Source organism: Staphylococcus sp. EG-SA-10 (genome assembly GCF_017151945.1).
Classification (GTDB): Bacteria; Bacillota; Bacilli; order Staphylococcales; family Staphylococcaceae; genus Staphylococcus; species Staphylococcus aureus.
The window spans coordinates 1-16,043 of the sequence record NZ_JACVZJ010000023.1 but is presented as its reverse complement, the minus strand read 5'-3'; the positions used below and the strand labels follow the sequence as shown (position 1 = coordinate 16,043).

The 16,043-nt window shown below is 33.0% G+C and carries 13 protein-coding genes; 10 read left to right on the top strand and 3 right to left on the bottom strand.

The features are described from left to right. The first annotated feature begins 29 nt into the window (after nucleotides 1-29). Both pcp and bstA read left to right on the top strand, forming a co-directional pair. Entirely contained in the window at nucleotides 30-668 is a 639-nt protein-coding gene (gene pcp / locus IDG45_RS11755) for a pyroglutamyl-peptidase I (RefSeq protein ID WP_000547817.1), read from the top strand. Nucleotides 669-770: 102 nt separating this feature from the next. Then, on the top strand, nucleotides 771-1,235 hold the full coding sequence (bstA, locus tag IDG45_RS11750; protein WP_000208926.1) for a bacillithiol transferase BstA: 465 nt from the start codon (nucleotides 771-773) through the stop codon (nucleotides 1,233-1,235). A gap of 161 nt (nucleotides 1,236-1,396) precedes the next feature. Here bstA and cna read toward each other — a convergent pair whose 3' ends face one another. Then, nucleotides 1,397-4,948: a collagen adhesin Cna gene (gene cna, locus IDG45_RS11745; RefSeq protein WP_047213045.1), complete on the bottom strand. Its 3,552-nt coding sequence runs from the start codon at nucleotides 4,946-4,948 to the stop codon at nucleotides 1,397-1,399. Between the two features lie 377 nt (nucleotides 4,949-5,325). Here cna and IDG45_RS11740 point away from each other — a divergent pair, with 377 nt between their 5' ends. Continuing rightward, nucleotides 5,326-6,744 (top strand): anion permease, encoded by a 1,419-nt coding sequence (locus IDG45_RS11740; protein ID WP_000432363.1) that lies wholly within the window; start codon nucleotides 5,326-5,328, stop codon nucleotides 6,742-6,744. Nucleotides 6,745-7,168: 424 nt separating this feature from the next. Here IDG45_RS11740 and rarD read toward each other — a convergent pair whose 3' ends face one another. After that, nucleotides 7,169-8,077, bottom strand: a complete 909-nt coding sequence (gene rarD, locus IDG45_RS11735; RefSeq protein ID WP_001091177.1) for an EamA family transporter RarD — start codon at nucleotides 8,075-8,077, stop codon at nucleotides 7,169-7,171. A 221-nt stretch (nucleotides 8,078-8,298) separates the two neighbouring features. Here rarD and IDG45_RS11730 point away from each other — a divergent pair, with 221 nt between their 5' ends. From IDG45_RS11730 to IDG45_RS11720, 3 genes are all read left to right on the top strand, one after another. Next, a complete protein-coding gene (locus IDG45_RS11730; RefSeq protein ID WP_000174568.1) occupies nucleotides 8,299-8,874 on the top strand; it encodes a helix-hairpin-helix domain-containing protein in 576 nt (191 codons plus the stop codon). Between the two features lie 163 nt (nucleotides 8,875-9,037). Then, nucleotides 9,038-10,054: a HoxN/HupN/NixA family nickel/cobalt transporter gene (locus tag IDG45_RS11725; RefSeq protein ID WP_000215635.1), complete on the top strand. Its 1,017-nt coding sequence runs from the start codon at nucleotides 9,038-9,040 to the stop codon at nucleotides 10,052-10,054. Between the two features lie 242 nt (nucleotides 10,055-10,296). Then, on the top strand, nucleotides 10,297-11,103 hold the full coding sequence (locus tag IDG45_RS11720) for an arylamine N-acetyltransferase family protein (protein WP_001017429.1): 807 nt from the start codon (nucleotides 10,297-10,299) through the stop codon (nucleotides 11,101-11,103). Nucleotides 11,104-11,536: 433 nt separating this feature from the next. Here IDG45_RS11720 and IDG45_RS11715 read toward each other — a convergent pair whose 3' ends face one another. After that, nucleotides 11,537-12,049: an HdeD family acid-resistance protein gene (locus IDG45_RS11715; protein ID WP_000410769.1), complete on the bottom strand. Its 513-nt coding sequence runs from the start codon at nucleotides 12,047-12,049 to the stop codon at nucleotides 11,537-11,539. Between the two features lie 289 nt (nucleotides 12,050-12,338). Here IDG45_RS11715 and vraD point away from each other — a divergent pair, with 289 nt between their 5' ends. The 4 genes from vraD (at nucleotide 12,339) to IDG45_RS11695 (ending at nucleotide 15,844) form a co-directional block, all read left to right on the top strand. Beyond that, nucleotides 12,339-13,097 (top strand): peptide resistance ABC transporter ATP-binding subunit VraD, encoded by a 759-nt coding sequence (gene vraD / locus IDG45_RS11710; RefSeq protein ID WP_000154162.1) that lies wholly within the window; start codon nucleotides 12,339-12,341, stop codon nucleotides 13,095-13,097. Then, complete coding sequence (vraE, locus tag IDG45_RS11705) at nucleotides 13,087-14,967, top strand: peptide resistance ABC transporter permease subunit VraE (protein WP_000143657.1); 1,881 nt, start codon at nucleotides 13,087-13,089, stop codon at nucleotides 14,965-14,967. The genes vraD and vraE overlap by 11 nt, the downstream gene beginning before the upstream one ends. 91 nt (nucleotides 14,968-15,058) lie before the next feature. Further along, nucleotides 15,059-15,250, top strand: coding sequence for a peptide resistance ABC transporter activity modulator VraH (vraH, locus tag IDG45_RS11700; RefSeq protein ID WP_000672036.1), 192 nt, complete (start codon nucleotides 15,059-15,061; stop codon nucleotides 15,248-15,250). Nucleotides 15,251-15,643: 393 nt separating this feature from the next. Continuing rightward, on the top strand, nucleotides 15,644-15,844 hold the full coding sequence (locus IDG45_RS11695) for a cold-shock protein (protein ID WP_001059079.1): 201 nt from the start codon (nucleotides 15,644-15,646) through the stop codon (nucleotides 15,842-15,844). The last annotated feature ends 199 nt before the right edge of the window (nucleotides 15,845-16,043 follow it).

Below are 16,043 nucleotides of genomic sequence, written 5' to 3'. Positions count from 1 at the left end.
TAAATTTTAATACTGCGGGGTGTCTTAAAATGCACATTTTAGTAACAGGGTTTGCGCCTTTTGACAATCAAGATATTAATCCTTCTTGGGAAGCTGTGACTCAACTAGAAGATATTATTGGCACACATACAATCGATAAACTAAAACTACCAACCTCTTTTAAGAAAGTAGATACTATGATAAATAAAGCATTAGCATCTAATCACTATGATATTGTGTTATCGATAGGACAAGCTGGTGGGAGAAGTGCCATCACACCAGAACGTGTTGCTATAAATATTGATGATGCGCGTATTCCAGATAATGATGATTTTCAACCTATTGATCAAGCCATTCACTTAGACGGTGCGCCAGCTTATTTTTCAAATTTACCAGTTAAAGCAATGACTCAAAGTATTATTAACCAAGGACTTCCTGGAGCACTTTCAAATAGCGCAGGTACGTTCGTATGTAATCACGTACTTTATCACTTAGGTTATTTACAAGATAAGCATTACCCTCTTCTTCGATTCGGATTTATTCATGTGCCATACATACCAGAGCAGATTGATGGTAAATCCGATACACCATCAATGACATTAGAAAACATTGTTACAGGGCTGACTGCAGCTATTGAAGCTATTTCTGATGACGATGATTTACGTATAGCTCTAGGCACAACAGAATAGTTATAAGAGTAACAACAAAATACATTCCTTAAATGACTAACAAATTTGTTAATAGGGTAATACTTACGGAAGTATGTTTTATTTATGGGGGAGGAATTAATAATGACTACAAAAACAGTATTTGATGTCATTGATATGGGTTTAGGATATTTAGTAAATGTGTATGATACTTGGAAAGTTGAAAAGGTACTTGATGATTATCATAAGCCTTTTTCTAATACCATTCATTGGCAATTTGGGCATGTATTAACAATTTTTGAATCAGCCTTAGCTGTTGCTGGTAAAGAGAATATTGATTTAAATATATATAGACCTTTATTCGGAAATGGTTCGTCTCCAGATGAATGGAAGGAGGAAGTACCGAATATTGAAACGATTTTAGAAGGTCTCCAAACATTACCTGAACGTGCACGAAATCTAACTGAAGATGATTTAGCAATTGAATTGAAACAGCCAATTGTCGGTTGTAATAACTTAGAAGAGTTATTAGTATTAAATGCCATTCACATCCCACTTCATGCTGGTAAAATTGAAGAAATGTCTCGTATATTAAAAAATTTAAAATAAATATGTGCTTATTAACCGTTAACAACACGTTAACGGATTTTTTTATTTGTTTAAAAGGCCACTTTTAGTCTGCTTACATACAGATTAAAAGTGACCTATTAATATCATGTATTATACATAGAACTAGGAATAGCCATATCTATAAAAATAATTATAATGGTTTATGAGTTAAATCTTTTTCTTAAAATTAAATACAATCCCAATATACCTATAAATACCCATGTAATCCAAGAAGTTATAATCTTCATACCAGTTTTTGGTAATTCTTTTAGAGGATTTTCAGGTTTGGTTTTATTATCTTTAGGTTGATCAACCTTATCCACTTTTGATGGCTCATCTGGGGGAGTTGGTCTAACTTTATTAGAATGATCAGGTTTATTTGGTGGTGTTTTGTCTTTTGGTTTTTCAGGATAGATTGGTTTATTAGGTTTTTCTGGCGTATATTTATTCGTCACAATCAAGTTACCCATATCATTGTTATCCACATGTGTTGTATAACCTTTAACTTTTGTTAATTCCTCGACTGTGTATTTTACTTGTTGACCTTTTGCTTTTTCATCTAATCCTGTCCACGTATGTGTCCAGTTATTAGATTCATTTAATGTTGCTGTTTTTCCTGTTGCTTTTCCATCTTGATATAATTCAACTTTGATTTCAGTTGGTCGTTTTCCGTCTTGGTTATTATTATCATCCCAATTTTTTGTTACTGTTGCCGATGTCTCTCCTGGTGTATACTTGTTCGTTATTGTCGTACCGTTGATGTCTGTTGTGTAGTCTTTTACGTGATCTTCGGTCACTGTATATTCTATTTTCTTTCCTTCATCATACTTCGGTAAGTCTTTGAATTCGTACTTCCAGTTTGTTTCAGATGTTACATCTACCGTTTCTACTTTCTCTCCGTTAGCCAATAAATTCACACTGACTTTTTCTGGTCTCTTACCATCTTGATTGTCTTTGTCGTCCCATACTTTTTCACCGCTAATTGATGTTGTTTCTGGCGTATATTTATTCGTTACAATCAAGTTGCCCATATCATTGTTATCCACATGTGTTGTATAACCTTTAACCTTTGTTAATTCCTCGACTGTGTATTTTACTTGTTGACCTTTTGCTTTTTCATCTAATCCTGTCCACGTATGTGTCCAGTTATTAGATTCATTTAATGTTGCTGTTTTTCCTGTTGCTTTTCCATCTTGATATAATTCAACTTTGATTTCAGTTGGTCGTTTTCCGTCTTGGTTATTATTATCATCCCAATTTTTTGTTACTGTTGCCGATGTCTCTCCTGGTGTATACTTGTTCGTTATTGTCGTACCGTTGATGTCTGTTGTGTAGTCTTTTACGTGATCTTCGGTCACTGTATATTCTATTTTCTTTCCTTCATCATACTTCGGTAAGTCTTTAAATTCGTACTTCCAGTTTGTTTCAGATGTCACATCTAACGTTTTTATTTTCTCTCCATTAGCCAATAAATTCACACTGACTTTTTCTGGTCTCTTACCATCTTGATTGTCTTTATCGTCCCATACTTTTTCACCACTAATTGATGTTGTTTCTGGCGTATATTTATTCGTCACAATCAAGTTACCCATATCATTGTTATCCACATGTGTTGTATAACCTTTAACTTTTGTTAATTCCTCGACTGTATATTTTACTTGTTGACCTTTTGCTTTTTCATCTAATCCTGTCCACGTATGTGTCCAGTTATTAGATTCATTTAAGGTTGCCGTTTTTCCTGTTGCTTTTCCATCTTGATATAACTCAACTTTGATTTCAGTTAGTCGTTTTCCGTCTTGGTTATTATTATCATCCCAATTTTTTGTTACTGTTGCCGATGTCTCTCCTGGTGTATACTTGTTCGTTATTGTCGTACCGTTGATGTCTGTTGTGTAGTCTTTTACGTGATCTTCGGTCACTGTATATTCTATTTTATTTCCTTCATCATACTTCGGTAAGTCTTTAAATTCGTACTTCCAGTTTGTTTCAGATGTCACATCTACTGTTTTTACTTTCTCTCCGTTAGCCAATAAATTCACACTGACTTTTTCTGGTCTCTTACCATCTTGATTGTCTTTGTCGTCCCATACTTTTTCACCGCTAATTGATGTTGTTTCGATTGGTTTTTCAGTATTAGTAACCACTAAACCATTTTCTTTTTTAGTATATCCTTCTGGTGTTGTATCTTCACCTTGAGCATTTACTTCTTTAACTAAATATTTAATAGTCTTGCCATTTTTGTCATTTTCCGGAAGATTAGACCATGTCACTTTTGTCGTTCCATCTTCTAATTTTTTAATCTCTGCTTTGTCTACTGGTGTTGTGTTTTGATTGTCATCTTGTTTGTACAACTTGAAATAAATCGTTGGTTTCACTTTTTGAGTGCCTTCCCAAACCTTTTGAGCAGAAACATCTTTTGTTTTTTCTATCGCTTTTGCATTTTCAATAGTCGTAAAATATCCCTGATTATCTGTATCTTTCATAGTAAACGGATATTCTTTATCCTTATCAAATGTATACGGTGCTGGCGCCTCTATTTCTTTTAAAATATAGTCTCCACTAGGCAACGCTTTAATATTAGCAATACCGTTTGCATCTGTTATAATCTCAATTTCTTTTTGATTGTCCTTTACAACTGATCCATCTTTTTTAGAAAGTTTAAATTTTACATTAGCTATAGGAGCCTTGGTATCTTTATCCTGTTTTAAAACTTTTAATTCACCTTTTACAGTACCTTCAATACCGGCATTAGCATTAATATTATGCACAGTATGATTAAATGATTTCCCATTCACTTCTTCCTTACCATGCTCTTGATACCAAGCTTGTGAATTATTAACAAACTCTTTTTGCTGTTCATTCGTAATTTTGGTTTTGTAGTTAATTGAAAAACTATTATATGACCCATAGCCTTGTGGAATTGTTACATCAATTGTGTTCTTCGTATTATCAACAGTTATCTTAGAACCTGGAAAGGCTTTTTCAAAATCAGTAATTGCATTTGGTCCACTATAATAATTGCTATGTGTACCTGTCACATTAATGTTTAATGTGCTTAAATCTAACTGCTGTCCACCTTGAATCTGATCCTTTATAGTAATATCTTTTGATACATAACTTTTTTCATTGTTAATATTTAAAAACCATCGTACATGTGTCGTATCTTCTGGCAACATATCTCCCGTTTTATAATAGAAAACACTACTTGTTCCCGCTTCACTTTTATGAACCGTAACATTCGTTGATTTATTCCCAGATGTTATAGTAGCTACTTTGTCATCTGAAGTATTTGTTTGCGTTAAATTTCTTCCTTGTACTTCAAATTCTGCAAATCCCGAAACATCACTTAATTTTTCTACTTTATCATTGAATGTAATTGTTGCACCGTCTGGTGTAATAACTGCTTGACCCACCTGTTCACCTTTAACAGTTAATGGTACTGTTTTACTATAACCTTCAATCTTTACTGTACCGCTTGTCGGCCATGCCACTTTAATCGTGTCACCATTTTGTATTTTTCCATTTTTATCGTCGAATGTCATTTTTACTGTCGTTTTACCACCATCTTCTATCTTAGACGGTGATACAGTTAAATCTGTAACATTCGTTGATGAAATATCTCGTGCTGCCAATGCGTCATTTTTATTAAATAAAGGCGTGATGATATTTAATAACATTATAAAGACCATAAACTTCAACACATTTTTGTTCATAAAAACCCCTCCTTATACTCTATGTCATATCCATAGGATACTAATGATAAATTATAAACTAATTTAGTTCTTATTCAATGGAATTTATCAAAAATTCATATTATTATCTTATTATGCAAAATATATACAGTATAGCGAATACAAGTGCATGAAGTTAACTTGTATCAATTATTTTCTTAGTATATTAGTTCATTTTCAAAATCTTTTAAATTTAATAAACACCAACTATACCAGTTCTTCACCGCTTCTCGAAAAATAATTATATTAATGATTTCGTTAATTTAATTTTATATTTAATTATTACTGTACATCTTTTGTAGTTAGCTTTATTCTTAAATTGAAATATGTATAAAACATAGAAAGAAGGACGTTTTAACATGGAAAACACGGTTAAATATCGTAAGTTTATACTCCCTATCGTTGTAGGTCTCCTTATTTGGGCACTTACACCTTTTAAACCGGATGCTGTGAATCCAACAGCATGGTATATGTTCGCAATATTCGTCGCGACAATCATTGCTTGTATTACACAACCGATGCCAATTGGGGCTGTCTCTATAATTGGATTTACAATCATGGTACTCGTTGGCATTGTTGACATGAAAACGGCTGTCGCTGGTTTTGGTAATAATAGTATATGGTTAATTGCTATGGCATTTTTCATTTCGAGAGGATTTGTGAAAACAGGTCTTGGTAGACGTATCGCACTTCATTTCGTCAAATTATTTGGTAAAAAGACATTAGGCTTAGCATATTCTATCGTCGGTGTAGATTTAATTCTAGCGCCTGCTACACCAAGTAATACCGCGCGTGCTGGTGGAATCATGTTCCCAATTATCAAATCACTTTCTGAATCATTTGGTTCGAAACCAAAAGACGAATCATCACGCAAAATGGGTGCATTTCTTGTTTTCACAGAATTCCAAGGTAACTTAATTACTGCTGCTATGTTTTTAACTGCAATGGCCGGTAACCCCCTTGCACAAAATTTAGCATCTAGCACATCTAATGTTCACATTACATGGATGAATTGGTTCTTAGCTGCTTTAGTTCCTGGACTTGTTTCCTTAATTGTTGTACCTTTTATCATTTATAAAATTTATCCACCAACTGTTAAAGAAACACCAAATGCTAAAAGTTGGGCTGAAAATGAATTAGCGACTATGGGTAAAATCGCTTTAGCTGAAAAATTTATGATTGGTATTTTTGTCATTGCTCTAACACTATGGATTGTCGGAAGTTTCATTCATATTGATGCAACTTTAACGGCCTTTATCGCGCTAGCATTGTTATTATTGACAGGCGTCTTAACATGGCAAGACATTTTAAACGAAACAGGTGCTTGGAACACATTAGTATGGTTCTCAGTGTTAGTGTTAATGGCCGACCAATTGAACAAGCTTGGATTTATTCCTTGGTTAAGTAAATCCATTGCTACAAGTCTTGGTGGCTTAAGCTGGCCTATAGTACTGGTCATTTTAATATTGTTCTACTTCTATTCACATTACTTATTTGCAAGTTCTACAGCACATATCAGTGCGATGTATGCAGCATTACTAGGCGTTGCCATCGCAGCCGGTGCACCACCATTATTCAGTGCATTAATGTTAGGTTTCTTTGGTAACCTATTAGCTTCAACAACACACTATAGTAGTGGTCCAGCGCCGATTCTATTCTCTTCAGGTTACGTGACTCAAAAACGTTGGTGGACAATGAACTTAATATTAGGTTTCGTCTACTTTATTATCTGGATTGGTTTAGGATCACTTTGGATGAAAGTAATTGGTATATTTTAAAATATTTAAATTAGCGCTCGGATCTCATTGATTTGGGCGCTTTTTAATTTGTATTTAAAACCAATCTTTGCTAAATCAAGACTCCCTTTTTAAAATACGTTTATCCTTTAAATCATTGCGTACTTCACTGAAAATTTGTATAAAGATTTAAGTCATTACGCAACATCACATAAAATACATTTCTATACTATTCCGCTTCATTGATCAGCATTACGTATGCCCTCATAAATCATGAAATAAAAAAACACCTTCGTTTAAATTCATTTTAAGTGCGAATTCAACGAAAGTGATTTATTTCATATTCAATGTTTTAAATTTATACAGCTGTCACTGTTACTGCACACATACCTCAGTCTTACCTTAACATGGCACAAATAGAAAATGACCACATATACAATTTAGCAACTTTCTCACTTTAATCATTTTACAGGGTTTTTGCGACCGGATGTTTCTTCAATTTAATGTATTGAGAAAGACTATATAACACAATACCTGTCCAAATAAATATAAACGTAATTAATTGATCTATACTAAAAGGCTCTTTGAAAACAAATATGCCGAGTACAAACATTATTGTTGGTCCAACGTATTGAATAAATCCTATTAGCGAAAGTGGAATACGTTTTGCTCCGGCTGAGAATAGGATTAGTGGTATTGCCGTAATAGCACCAGAAAATAATAACCAAAATGATGACATGTTCAATCCAAATGACATCTGATGTTGCTGCCATAAATAAATAACGTATATTAGTCCAGCAGGTGCGGTAACAATACATTCAATCGTAATACTGCTGATGGCATCAATATGTACTACTTTTTTCAATAATCCGTATGTACCAAAGGATAACGCTAATATAATAGAGACGATTGGGAATTCTCCAATCTTGAGCGTCATATATAATACACCGATGAATGCGAATAAAATGGCTAGCCATTCAAATTTATTGAATCTTTCTTTTAAAAAGATAAGTGCGAGCAAAATGCTAACAAGTGGATTTATATAATAACCTAAACTTGTTTGTAGTACGTGACCGTTCGTTACAGCCCAAATAAATGTACCCCAATTTAATGTAATGACATAGCCTGCTACGACAATCGCTAATAGCTGAATGGGCTTGCCTAACAATTGATTCATATCTCGTTGAAATGCATTGCGTTGTTTTTGTCCAACCGCGAGTATGAAAATCATAAATATTACTGAAAATATAATACGAAAGGCTAAAATTTCAAACGCGCCTATTGCATCAACGAACTGCCAATATATAGGTAGTATTCCCCACAGAATGTATGCACTGAGTGCTAAAAATATACCTTTTTTATATTCTGTATTCACTTACATACCTCCTTACTCTCCCAAATTTTTAACATGTTACGCTCACTTAGTTAAGCTAATATAACGATTTTACTAATAATATTTCGATAAAGATATCATTTTGTTTATATTTCCCACATTTATTCACCAACCACTAAACAATATTAATTTTATAAATAATTCTGTACAAATCAGGGTATATTGCCAGAAAGACTACCATACAATATAAAGGATGGATACAAATGACTTTACCTAAAATTGGAAAGCCTGCAACACGCGCGCTAAATTCACAAGGTATATACACATTAGAAGCAGTATCACAATATACGAAGTCATCTCTAATGGAGATGCATGGCGTTGGTCCTAAAGCTATATCAATATTGGAACAAGCTTTATTTCAGCACCAACTACATTTTAAAACGGAAGTTCATTCATCATTACCTTTTTTATTAACAGGAGATGTGTCATGCAATCATGCCCCTAAACGTCAACAAATGATAGATTTTATAGTTGCTACAGCAGCATTAGATATTGAATTATTACGTTCACTGGTTACAACAGAATTTATTTGGTCTGTCCCTGGCCGCTTTGACATATACGGACCTCAAATATTAATTCAAGAACTATCTAATCATTATAAAGAGATTGCTTCTCTCAATATTCAATCCATCATCACACATGGGTGCTTAGGTTCCATGCATGGTATTGAAATATTAAAAACTGGTAAAGAGATTCATTTTGCTCATTTTTTTGAATTTGAAAATCATAAAAAGGATGCCAAGTTAAGCAAAGTGACATCTTACATTGTTGTTGGTTAATGTATCGAATTTTATATCGCAAAAAATTCTTTTGCAGTTACATGTATATTTTTATATAACAAATAATTTTGCATAACATTTTTGTTATATGAACACTTATTGCTAGAGTGCACATTGAACATACAGTATGATTAAATATCATGTTATGAAAGAAGGATATATTTTGACTGTTTTTAAAAATGAGCGCTTAAGCTGGTTACCATACATAGCTATTGTCATTTTGTTACACGTTATTGGGTTTAGTTTTTTATGGATTGCTGGAAAAGACCATCATATCTTATTTGGTATGGGGATTCTTGCATATACATTAGGTTTACGTCATGCATTTGATGCTGATCATATTGCCGCGATAGATAATACGGTTCGCAAATTATTACAGCAACGCAAAGATCCATCTGGTGTTGGTTTCTACTTTTCAATTGGACATTCATCTGTCGTATTTTTAATGGCTGTTTTTTTAGGGGTATCTGTAAAATGGGCTAAAGATGAATTACCACATTTCCAAGATATTGGCGGAACGATTGGTACACTAGTTTCAGGTTTCTTTTTAGTGCTTATCGGTGTGTTGAATCTAATTATTTTAATCTCTTTAATTAACTTGTTCGCTAAATTACGTCGTGAACACATTGAAGAAGCTGAAGTCGATGCATTACTTGAATCTAGAGGATTTGTTTCTCGATTTGTAGGACCTTATTTCAAATTAATCACGCGTAGTTGGCACGTATTGCCACTTGGCTTTTTATTTGGACTTGGTTTTGATACAGCTAGTGAAATTGCGTTACTCGCTCTTTCTTCAGGCGCATCACAACAAGCCATTTCATTTATCGGAATCTTATCTTTACCAATTTTATTCGCATCAGGTATGAGTTTGTTGGATACTTTAGATGGTGTTGTAATGAAATATGCCTATAATTGGGCATTCTTCAATCCTATTCGCAAAATCTATTACAATATAACGATTACTGCGATATCCGTCATAGCTGCATTAGTGATTGGGATGATTGAATTGCTACAAATTCTTGCTGATAAACTAGACTTACATGGTGCATTTTGGGCATTTATTAGTTCAATCGAATTTGATTATTTAGGTTATATTCTAGTTGCTTTATTTTTAATTACTTGGCTTATTTCAAGTTTAATTTGGAAGTTTGGTCGCATAGAACACAAATGGTCTAAATAAAGTAACTTGTCTTGCAACTACCTTTGTATTGTTACATTTTTAGACATCCTGCACACTTCTTCCATTATGCTACGCTCTCAGTAGTCATCTTTAAATCGTTTCTTTTAGAGATGACTTCATTTTGAGAGCGTATTTTTCTATTTAAAATGTGTTTATCCAAAATTCAATACTTTCGAATTTAAAGTTTCAGCATTTCTGTTTAAAATTTAACTATAATCTTTAATACAGGAGGCGCTATGTTTATGAATATTGCGAAGTTAGAGAATTATTTACAAATTGATTCATCTCGTTATAATCGACCGAGTATTGAAGCATTAAATTATTATGCAACTCGTTTTATGTTAACTGTACCTTTTGAAAATATTGATGTTCAAAATAGTAAGCCGATATCTATAAATATCGATGCACTTTTTAATAAAATTGTTCGTGATAAACGTGGTGGTTTTTGTTATGAGTTAAATACATTTTTCAAAACCTATTTACAACAAAAAGGATTTAATCCCGAATTAATGTCAGCTACTATTCATACACCCGGTGGCGGTCGCAGTCTGAACGGTTCACATGCTTCACTTGTTGTTTCTATAAATGATGTCTTTTATGTAACCGATGTCGGCTTTGGAGACTTACCTCTACATGCCATTCCTATTACTTCGTCAGAGCATACACAACCGATTACTGACATCAGTGGTACATTCCGCGCTATTTTCAACAGTGAGGATAAGGATATTTTCTATGTTCAAAAATTCGAAAATAATAATTGGCATACAAAATATGAAGCTGAATTTAAAGCTAAATGTATTGCAGATTTTGATAAAAATATTGAATATAATCAAACGCATCCAGATTCAATATTTGTACAGCATTTATTAATTACAATGCCACAATCGTTTGGCCGTGCTACAATGTCTGAAAATCATTTAACTTTGACAAAAGCAAAGGATGGCATCTCAGAAAAGTTAGCTGTCACTAAAGATAACTATAAACATTTTTTAGAAAAATATTTTGGACTAAATGTAACTATTAGTCGACTTGAAAACAGCGAAAATTAATCATAAAAATACGGACGTAACTTACTTTAATGTAGGTAACGTCCTTTTTAATACACATGTTCGTCAGGGGATGGGACAAAAATGATATTTTCACAAAATTCATTTCGTTGTACCACCCCAACTTGCATTGTTTGTAAGCTGACTTTCCGCCAGCTTCTGTGTTGGGGCCCCGCCAACTCGCATTGTTTGTAGAAATTGGGGTTCCAATTTCTCTGTGTTGGGGCCCCGCTGCCAATATAACTTTGTAGAGCATAGAACATTGATTTATGTCTCAGACTCACTTGAAAATAGGCATGCATGAGTAAAACTGATGCACATAAATACTAATTTCTAAAGAAAAAGTATTTCTTTATCGACACTCTGCGCAAACACAACAAAAAGGATATGGCACAAACTTCATGCCACACCTTTCTTTTGAACCGCTTCATTTTACTTAAGCAAGTGCATCTACAACATAAATGACACCTACGAATAAAAATGCAATAGCAATCATCGTCGAAATAAAGACGATACCCATTAATGGATTAAATAATAAAATGACACCGAAAACAATACCTAATAAATTAAAAATCACTGAAATTAGTTTTAAGCTACCACTACCCGAAAACGTAAATAATCCAGCAATAGAACTAAAAATAAACCAAAAAGCAAACATGTAGATAAAAAATGCCGAGCTAGCACCAACATTAAAAATGACAATAAGACCAAAGAGAATATCTACAATCCCCATAAACAGAATCCAATTTTGGTTACCGCCAACTAAAGCTTTGGCTTTTCTACGATAAACAATTTGAATCACACCATTAATCAATACAAATAATCCAATTAACCATGTGATTGCATAAAAGTTTTCAATTGGGAACGTAAAAATAACAACTGCTAACATTAATAACAGCACACCCATAATCAAACTAGACCATTTAATTCCTTGATTTCCTTTTTCCATAACAATCATTTCCTTTCAAACAACGCCTTCTTTATATTTTCATTAGCACCACTATTATTCATTGATTAAATTCCCTCATCTTAACTTATAGAAACATTTCCTCAGTGCTAATACTGTGATGCTCAAATTAGTTGAACTGCTTTCCAATAATCCAAATTCACCCGAGAAAATTACGATATATTAATATCTTTCAACTATGTAAGATTCAAACATTGAATTGTAAGTTTAGATAAAGGCTACTGTTCTACTTATTATTTAAAATGAAATTAAATACAAAAGGAGTGATACTATGACGATATTATCAGTGCAACATGTTTCAAAAACATACGGTAAAAAGCACACATTTCAAGCACTTAAAGATATTAACTTTGACATACAAAAAGGCGAATTCGTTGCGATTATGGGGCCTTCTGGATCAGGTAAGACAACCTTATTAAATGTACTAAGTTCAATTGACCAAATTTCTAGCGGTAGCGTGATTGCTAACGGACAAGAGCTTAATAAACTTAATCAAAAAGCACTTGCCAAATTCCGTAAAGAATCATTAGGTTTCATCTTCCAAGATTACAGTATTCTGCCGACATTAACTGTTAAAGAAAACATTATGTTACCTTTATCTGTTCAAAAAATGTCGAAGGCAACAATGGAAGAAAATTATAAAGCGATCACGACAGCATTAGGTATTTATGACCTGGGAAATAAATACCCTAGCGAATTATCTGGTGGTCAACAACAAAGAACTGCAGCAGCGAGAGCATTTGTTCATAAACCTCAAATCATATTTGCAGATGAGCCAACAGGCGCACTCGACTCGAAAAGTGCAAATGACTTATTACAACGTTTGGAAGAAATGAATAAATCGTTTGATACCACAATTGTCATGGTTACACATGATCCGGTTGCAGCAAGTTTTGCAGAACGTGTCATCATGCTAAAAGATGGCCAAATTCATACACAACTTTATCAGGAAGGACGTTCTAAACAGGCCTTTTATGAAGACATTGTACATCTTCAATCAGTATTAGGTGGTGTCTCAAATGACATTTAACCATATCGTTTTCAAAAACTTACGCCAAAACTTAAAACATTATGCAATGTATTTATTTTCATTATTTTTTAGCATCGTCTTATATTTCAGTTTTACAACCTTACAGTTTACTAAAGGTGTAAATAATGACGACTCGATGGCCATCATTAAGAAAGGTGCTTTAGTCGGATCAATATTTTTATTTATCATTATTGTCATCTTTTTAATGTATGCCAATCATTTATTCGTGAAACGTCGTACACGTGAATTTGCGCTATTTCAGTTGATTGGTTTAACACGACAAAACATTTTGAAAATGTTAGCACTTGAACAAATGATTGTATTTTTAATCACAGGTGTTGTCGGTGTATTATGTGGCATTGCAGGTGCACAATTATTGCTTTCCATTGTATCTAAATTGATGTCGTTATCGATTAACTTATCGATACATTTCGAACCTATGGCCCTTGTTTTAACTATTTTCATGCTAGTTATTGCGTATATACTGATTCTATTTCAAAGTAGTTTATTTTTAAAAAGACGCAGTATCTTATCAATGATGAAAGACTCAATTAAGACTGATGTTACAACTGCGAAAGTAACGACTGCAGAGGTTATTTCAGGCGTATTAGGTATTGCTATGATTGCACTAGGCTATTATATGGCGACAGAAATGTTTGGTACGTTCAAAGCACTAACTATGGCTATGACATCACCGTTTATTATTTTATTTTTAACGGTTGTAGGCGCCTATTTATTCTTCAGAAGTTCCGTGTCACTGATTTTTAAAACTTTGAAAAAATCTAAAAATGGACGCGTATCTATTACAGATGTTGTATTTACATCTTCTATTATGTACCGAATGAAGAAAAATGCCATGTCTTTAACTATCATTGCAATTATTTCTGCAGTTACAGTAACTGTATTGTGTTTTGCGGCATTATCTAAATCAAATACAGATCAAACCCTTACATCAATGGCACCCAATGATTTTAACGTGGTCGCCTCTCAAGATGCGCAACAATTTGAATCTAAACTAAGCCAACAACATATTACATTTTTTAAAAATGCTTACGAAACTATCACTGTAAATAATGTTAAAGATCAGGTTATTACTTTGGAAAATGGTAGTGATTCAGGTCGCACGAATTCTATTTTAAGTGCAAATACAAAGTTAACTGGTAACAATGCCATCATTACAAATACAAAGTCGCTGCCTAACGTGATTAATATCCATTTAAACAAAGATTTAGTAGTAAAAGGTACTAAGAATGAAACTTTCCGTGTTACACAAGAAGACAAAGGTAAGGTTTATCCTTTAAATCTAAGCTTCAACTCACCTGTCGTCGAAGTAAGTCCTGAAAAGTATCAGCAGTTGAAAACACAAAATAACGTTCATACTTTTTATGGATATGATATTAAACAAACATCACAAAAGAAAAAAGCTCAAGCAATTGCAAAACAGTTTGGAGACAAAGTCATTACGTATGATGAAATGAAAAAAGAGGTCGATGCTACTAACGGTATTCTAATATTTGTTACATCATTTTTAGGATTAGCATTTTTAGTAGCAGCTGGATGTATTATTTATATTAAACAAATGGATGAAACTGAGGATGAACTAAGTAACTTCAGAATATTAAAACGCATAGGCTTTACGCATACAGATATGCTTAAGGGATTATTATTAAAAATTACTTTCAACTTCGGTTTACCATTATTGATTGCTATATTACATGCAGTATTCGCCGCAATAGCATTTATGAAATTGATGGGTAATATATCCTTCATGCCGGTTATTATAGTAATCATTGTATACACACTCATTTACATTGTTTTTGCTTTAATCGCTTTTGTACATTCAAACAAATTGATTAAGAAAACCATTTAACACTTGTGATTAAAAGATGCTTCATTGAGATTTTGATTTTAAGCAATGCAGTATAACTATTAACTGATTTATAAAAAGGAGAGATTGAATCATGAAATTTAGAGAATTAGTAAAACAATCATATGAGGATTTGAAAAATTTGACTGTAACTTGGTATAACGTGATTGCTTTAGCAATGATTGTTATTGTCTTAAGCGTAGTTACAACACCAATAATAGGTATTCCAGTTGGTTTATTAGGTGGCGCTTATTATTTAAAACGCCGCGAAGAAAAAGGCAAATAAGCGCATTCCATCAGTATAGAACATTGCTATGACCTTTCAAGTCAGATTTTAATATCAACAAGTAGCGTTTATCGCTGCTTGTTTTTTTATGAATTGCTTATAAAATCGTTATTTTTAAATGATATGTCGCTTTGAAAACTAGCAAACACCATAAAAGACTACAATTTTTTTATTTTTATAAACCCCTTTAAATCAACGTTTCTAAGGTTTTTAAAAATCTTTTTTAATTTATTTTCAAAAAACACTGTACATTATGCCAATATGAGCGTATAGTTGGACTTACGTAATAAAAGCTCGTGAATTAAATTGTAGTGTATTTGTTTAGAATATCCTCTTTTTTAGTTATGAATTTGTTACAAATATTAAGTGCAAAAGCACACGGAGGTTTTCTATATGAATAACGGTACAGTAAAATGGTTTAACGCAGAAAAAGGTTTTGGTTTCATCGAACAAGAAAATGGCGGAGACGTATTCGTACATTTCTCAGGTATCGCTAGCGATGGCTACAAAACTTTAGAAGAAGGTCAAAAAGTTACTTTCGAAATCACTGAAGGTCAACGTGGAGACCAAGCAGTTAACGTACAAACTGTTTAATCTTACAAAATAAAACGACTCATTATAAATGAATCGCTTTGATTACCAACAAGGTTCTAAATCTTGTTGGTATTTTTTGGTTCTCCACCAAATGTGGTGGGTATATAATTTAAAGAACTATTTTAAATTACAACTTTTAGAGTTTTTATTATTAGGCGGCCAGTCCATTATTGGGCTTGGTTGTCTTCTTTTTTTCTCC

What these genes read in the sequence shown, in the direction of transcription:
- pcp (WP_000547817.1), top strand. Translation starts at nt 30, where the DNA reads ATGCACATTTTAGTAACAGGGTTTGCGCCTTTTGACAATCAAGATATT.
- bstA (WP_000208926.1), top strand. Translation starts at nt 771, where the DNA reads ATGACTACAAAAACAGTATTTGATGTCATTGATATGGGTTTAGGATAT.
- cna (WP_047213045.1), bottom strand. Translation starts at nt 4,948, where the DNA reads ATGAACAAAAATGTGTTGAAGTTTATGGTCTTTATAATGTTATTAAAT.
- IDG45_RS11740 (WP_000432363.1), top strand. Translation starts at nt 5,326, where the DNA reads ATGGAAAACACGGTTAAATATCGTAAGTTTATACTCCCTATCGTTGTA.
- IDG45_RS11730 (WP_000174568.1), top strand. Translation starts at nt 8,299, where the DNA reads ATGACTTTACCTAAAATTGGAAAGCCTGCAACACGCGCGCTAAATTCA.
- IDG45_RS11720 (WP_001017429.1), top strand. Translation starts at nt 10,297, where the DNA reads ATGAATATTGCGAAGTTAGAGAATTATTTACAAATTGATTCATCTCGT.
- IDG45_RS11715 (WP_000410769.1), bottom strand. Translation starts at nt 12,049, where the DNA reads ATGGAAAAAGGAAATCAAGGAATTAAATGGTCTAGTTTGATTATGGGT.
- vraD (WP_000154162.1), top strand. Translation starts at nt 12,339, where the DNA reads ATGACGATATTATCAGTGCAACATGTTTCAAAAACATACGGTAAAAAG.
- vraE (WP_000143657.1), top strand. Translation starts at nt 13,087, where the DNA reads ATGACATTTAACCATATCGTTTTCAAAAACTTACGCCAAAACTTAAAA.
- vraH (WP_000672036.1), top strand. Translation starts at nt 15,059, where the DNA reads ATGAAATTTAGAGAATTAGTAAAACAATCATATGAGGATTTGAAAAAT.
- IDG45_RS11695 (WP_001059079.1), top strand. Translation starts at nt 15,644, where the DNA reads ATGAATAACGGTACAGTAAAATGGTTTAACGCAGAAAAAGGTTTTGGT.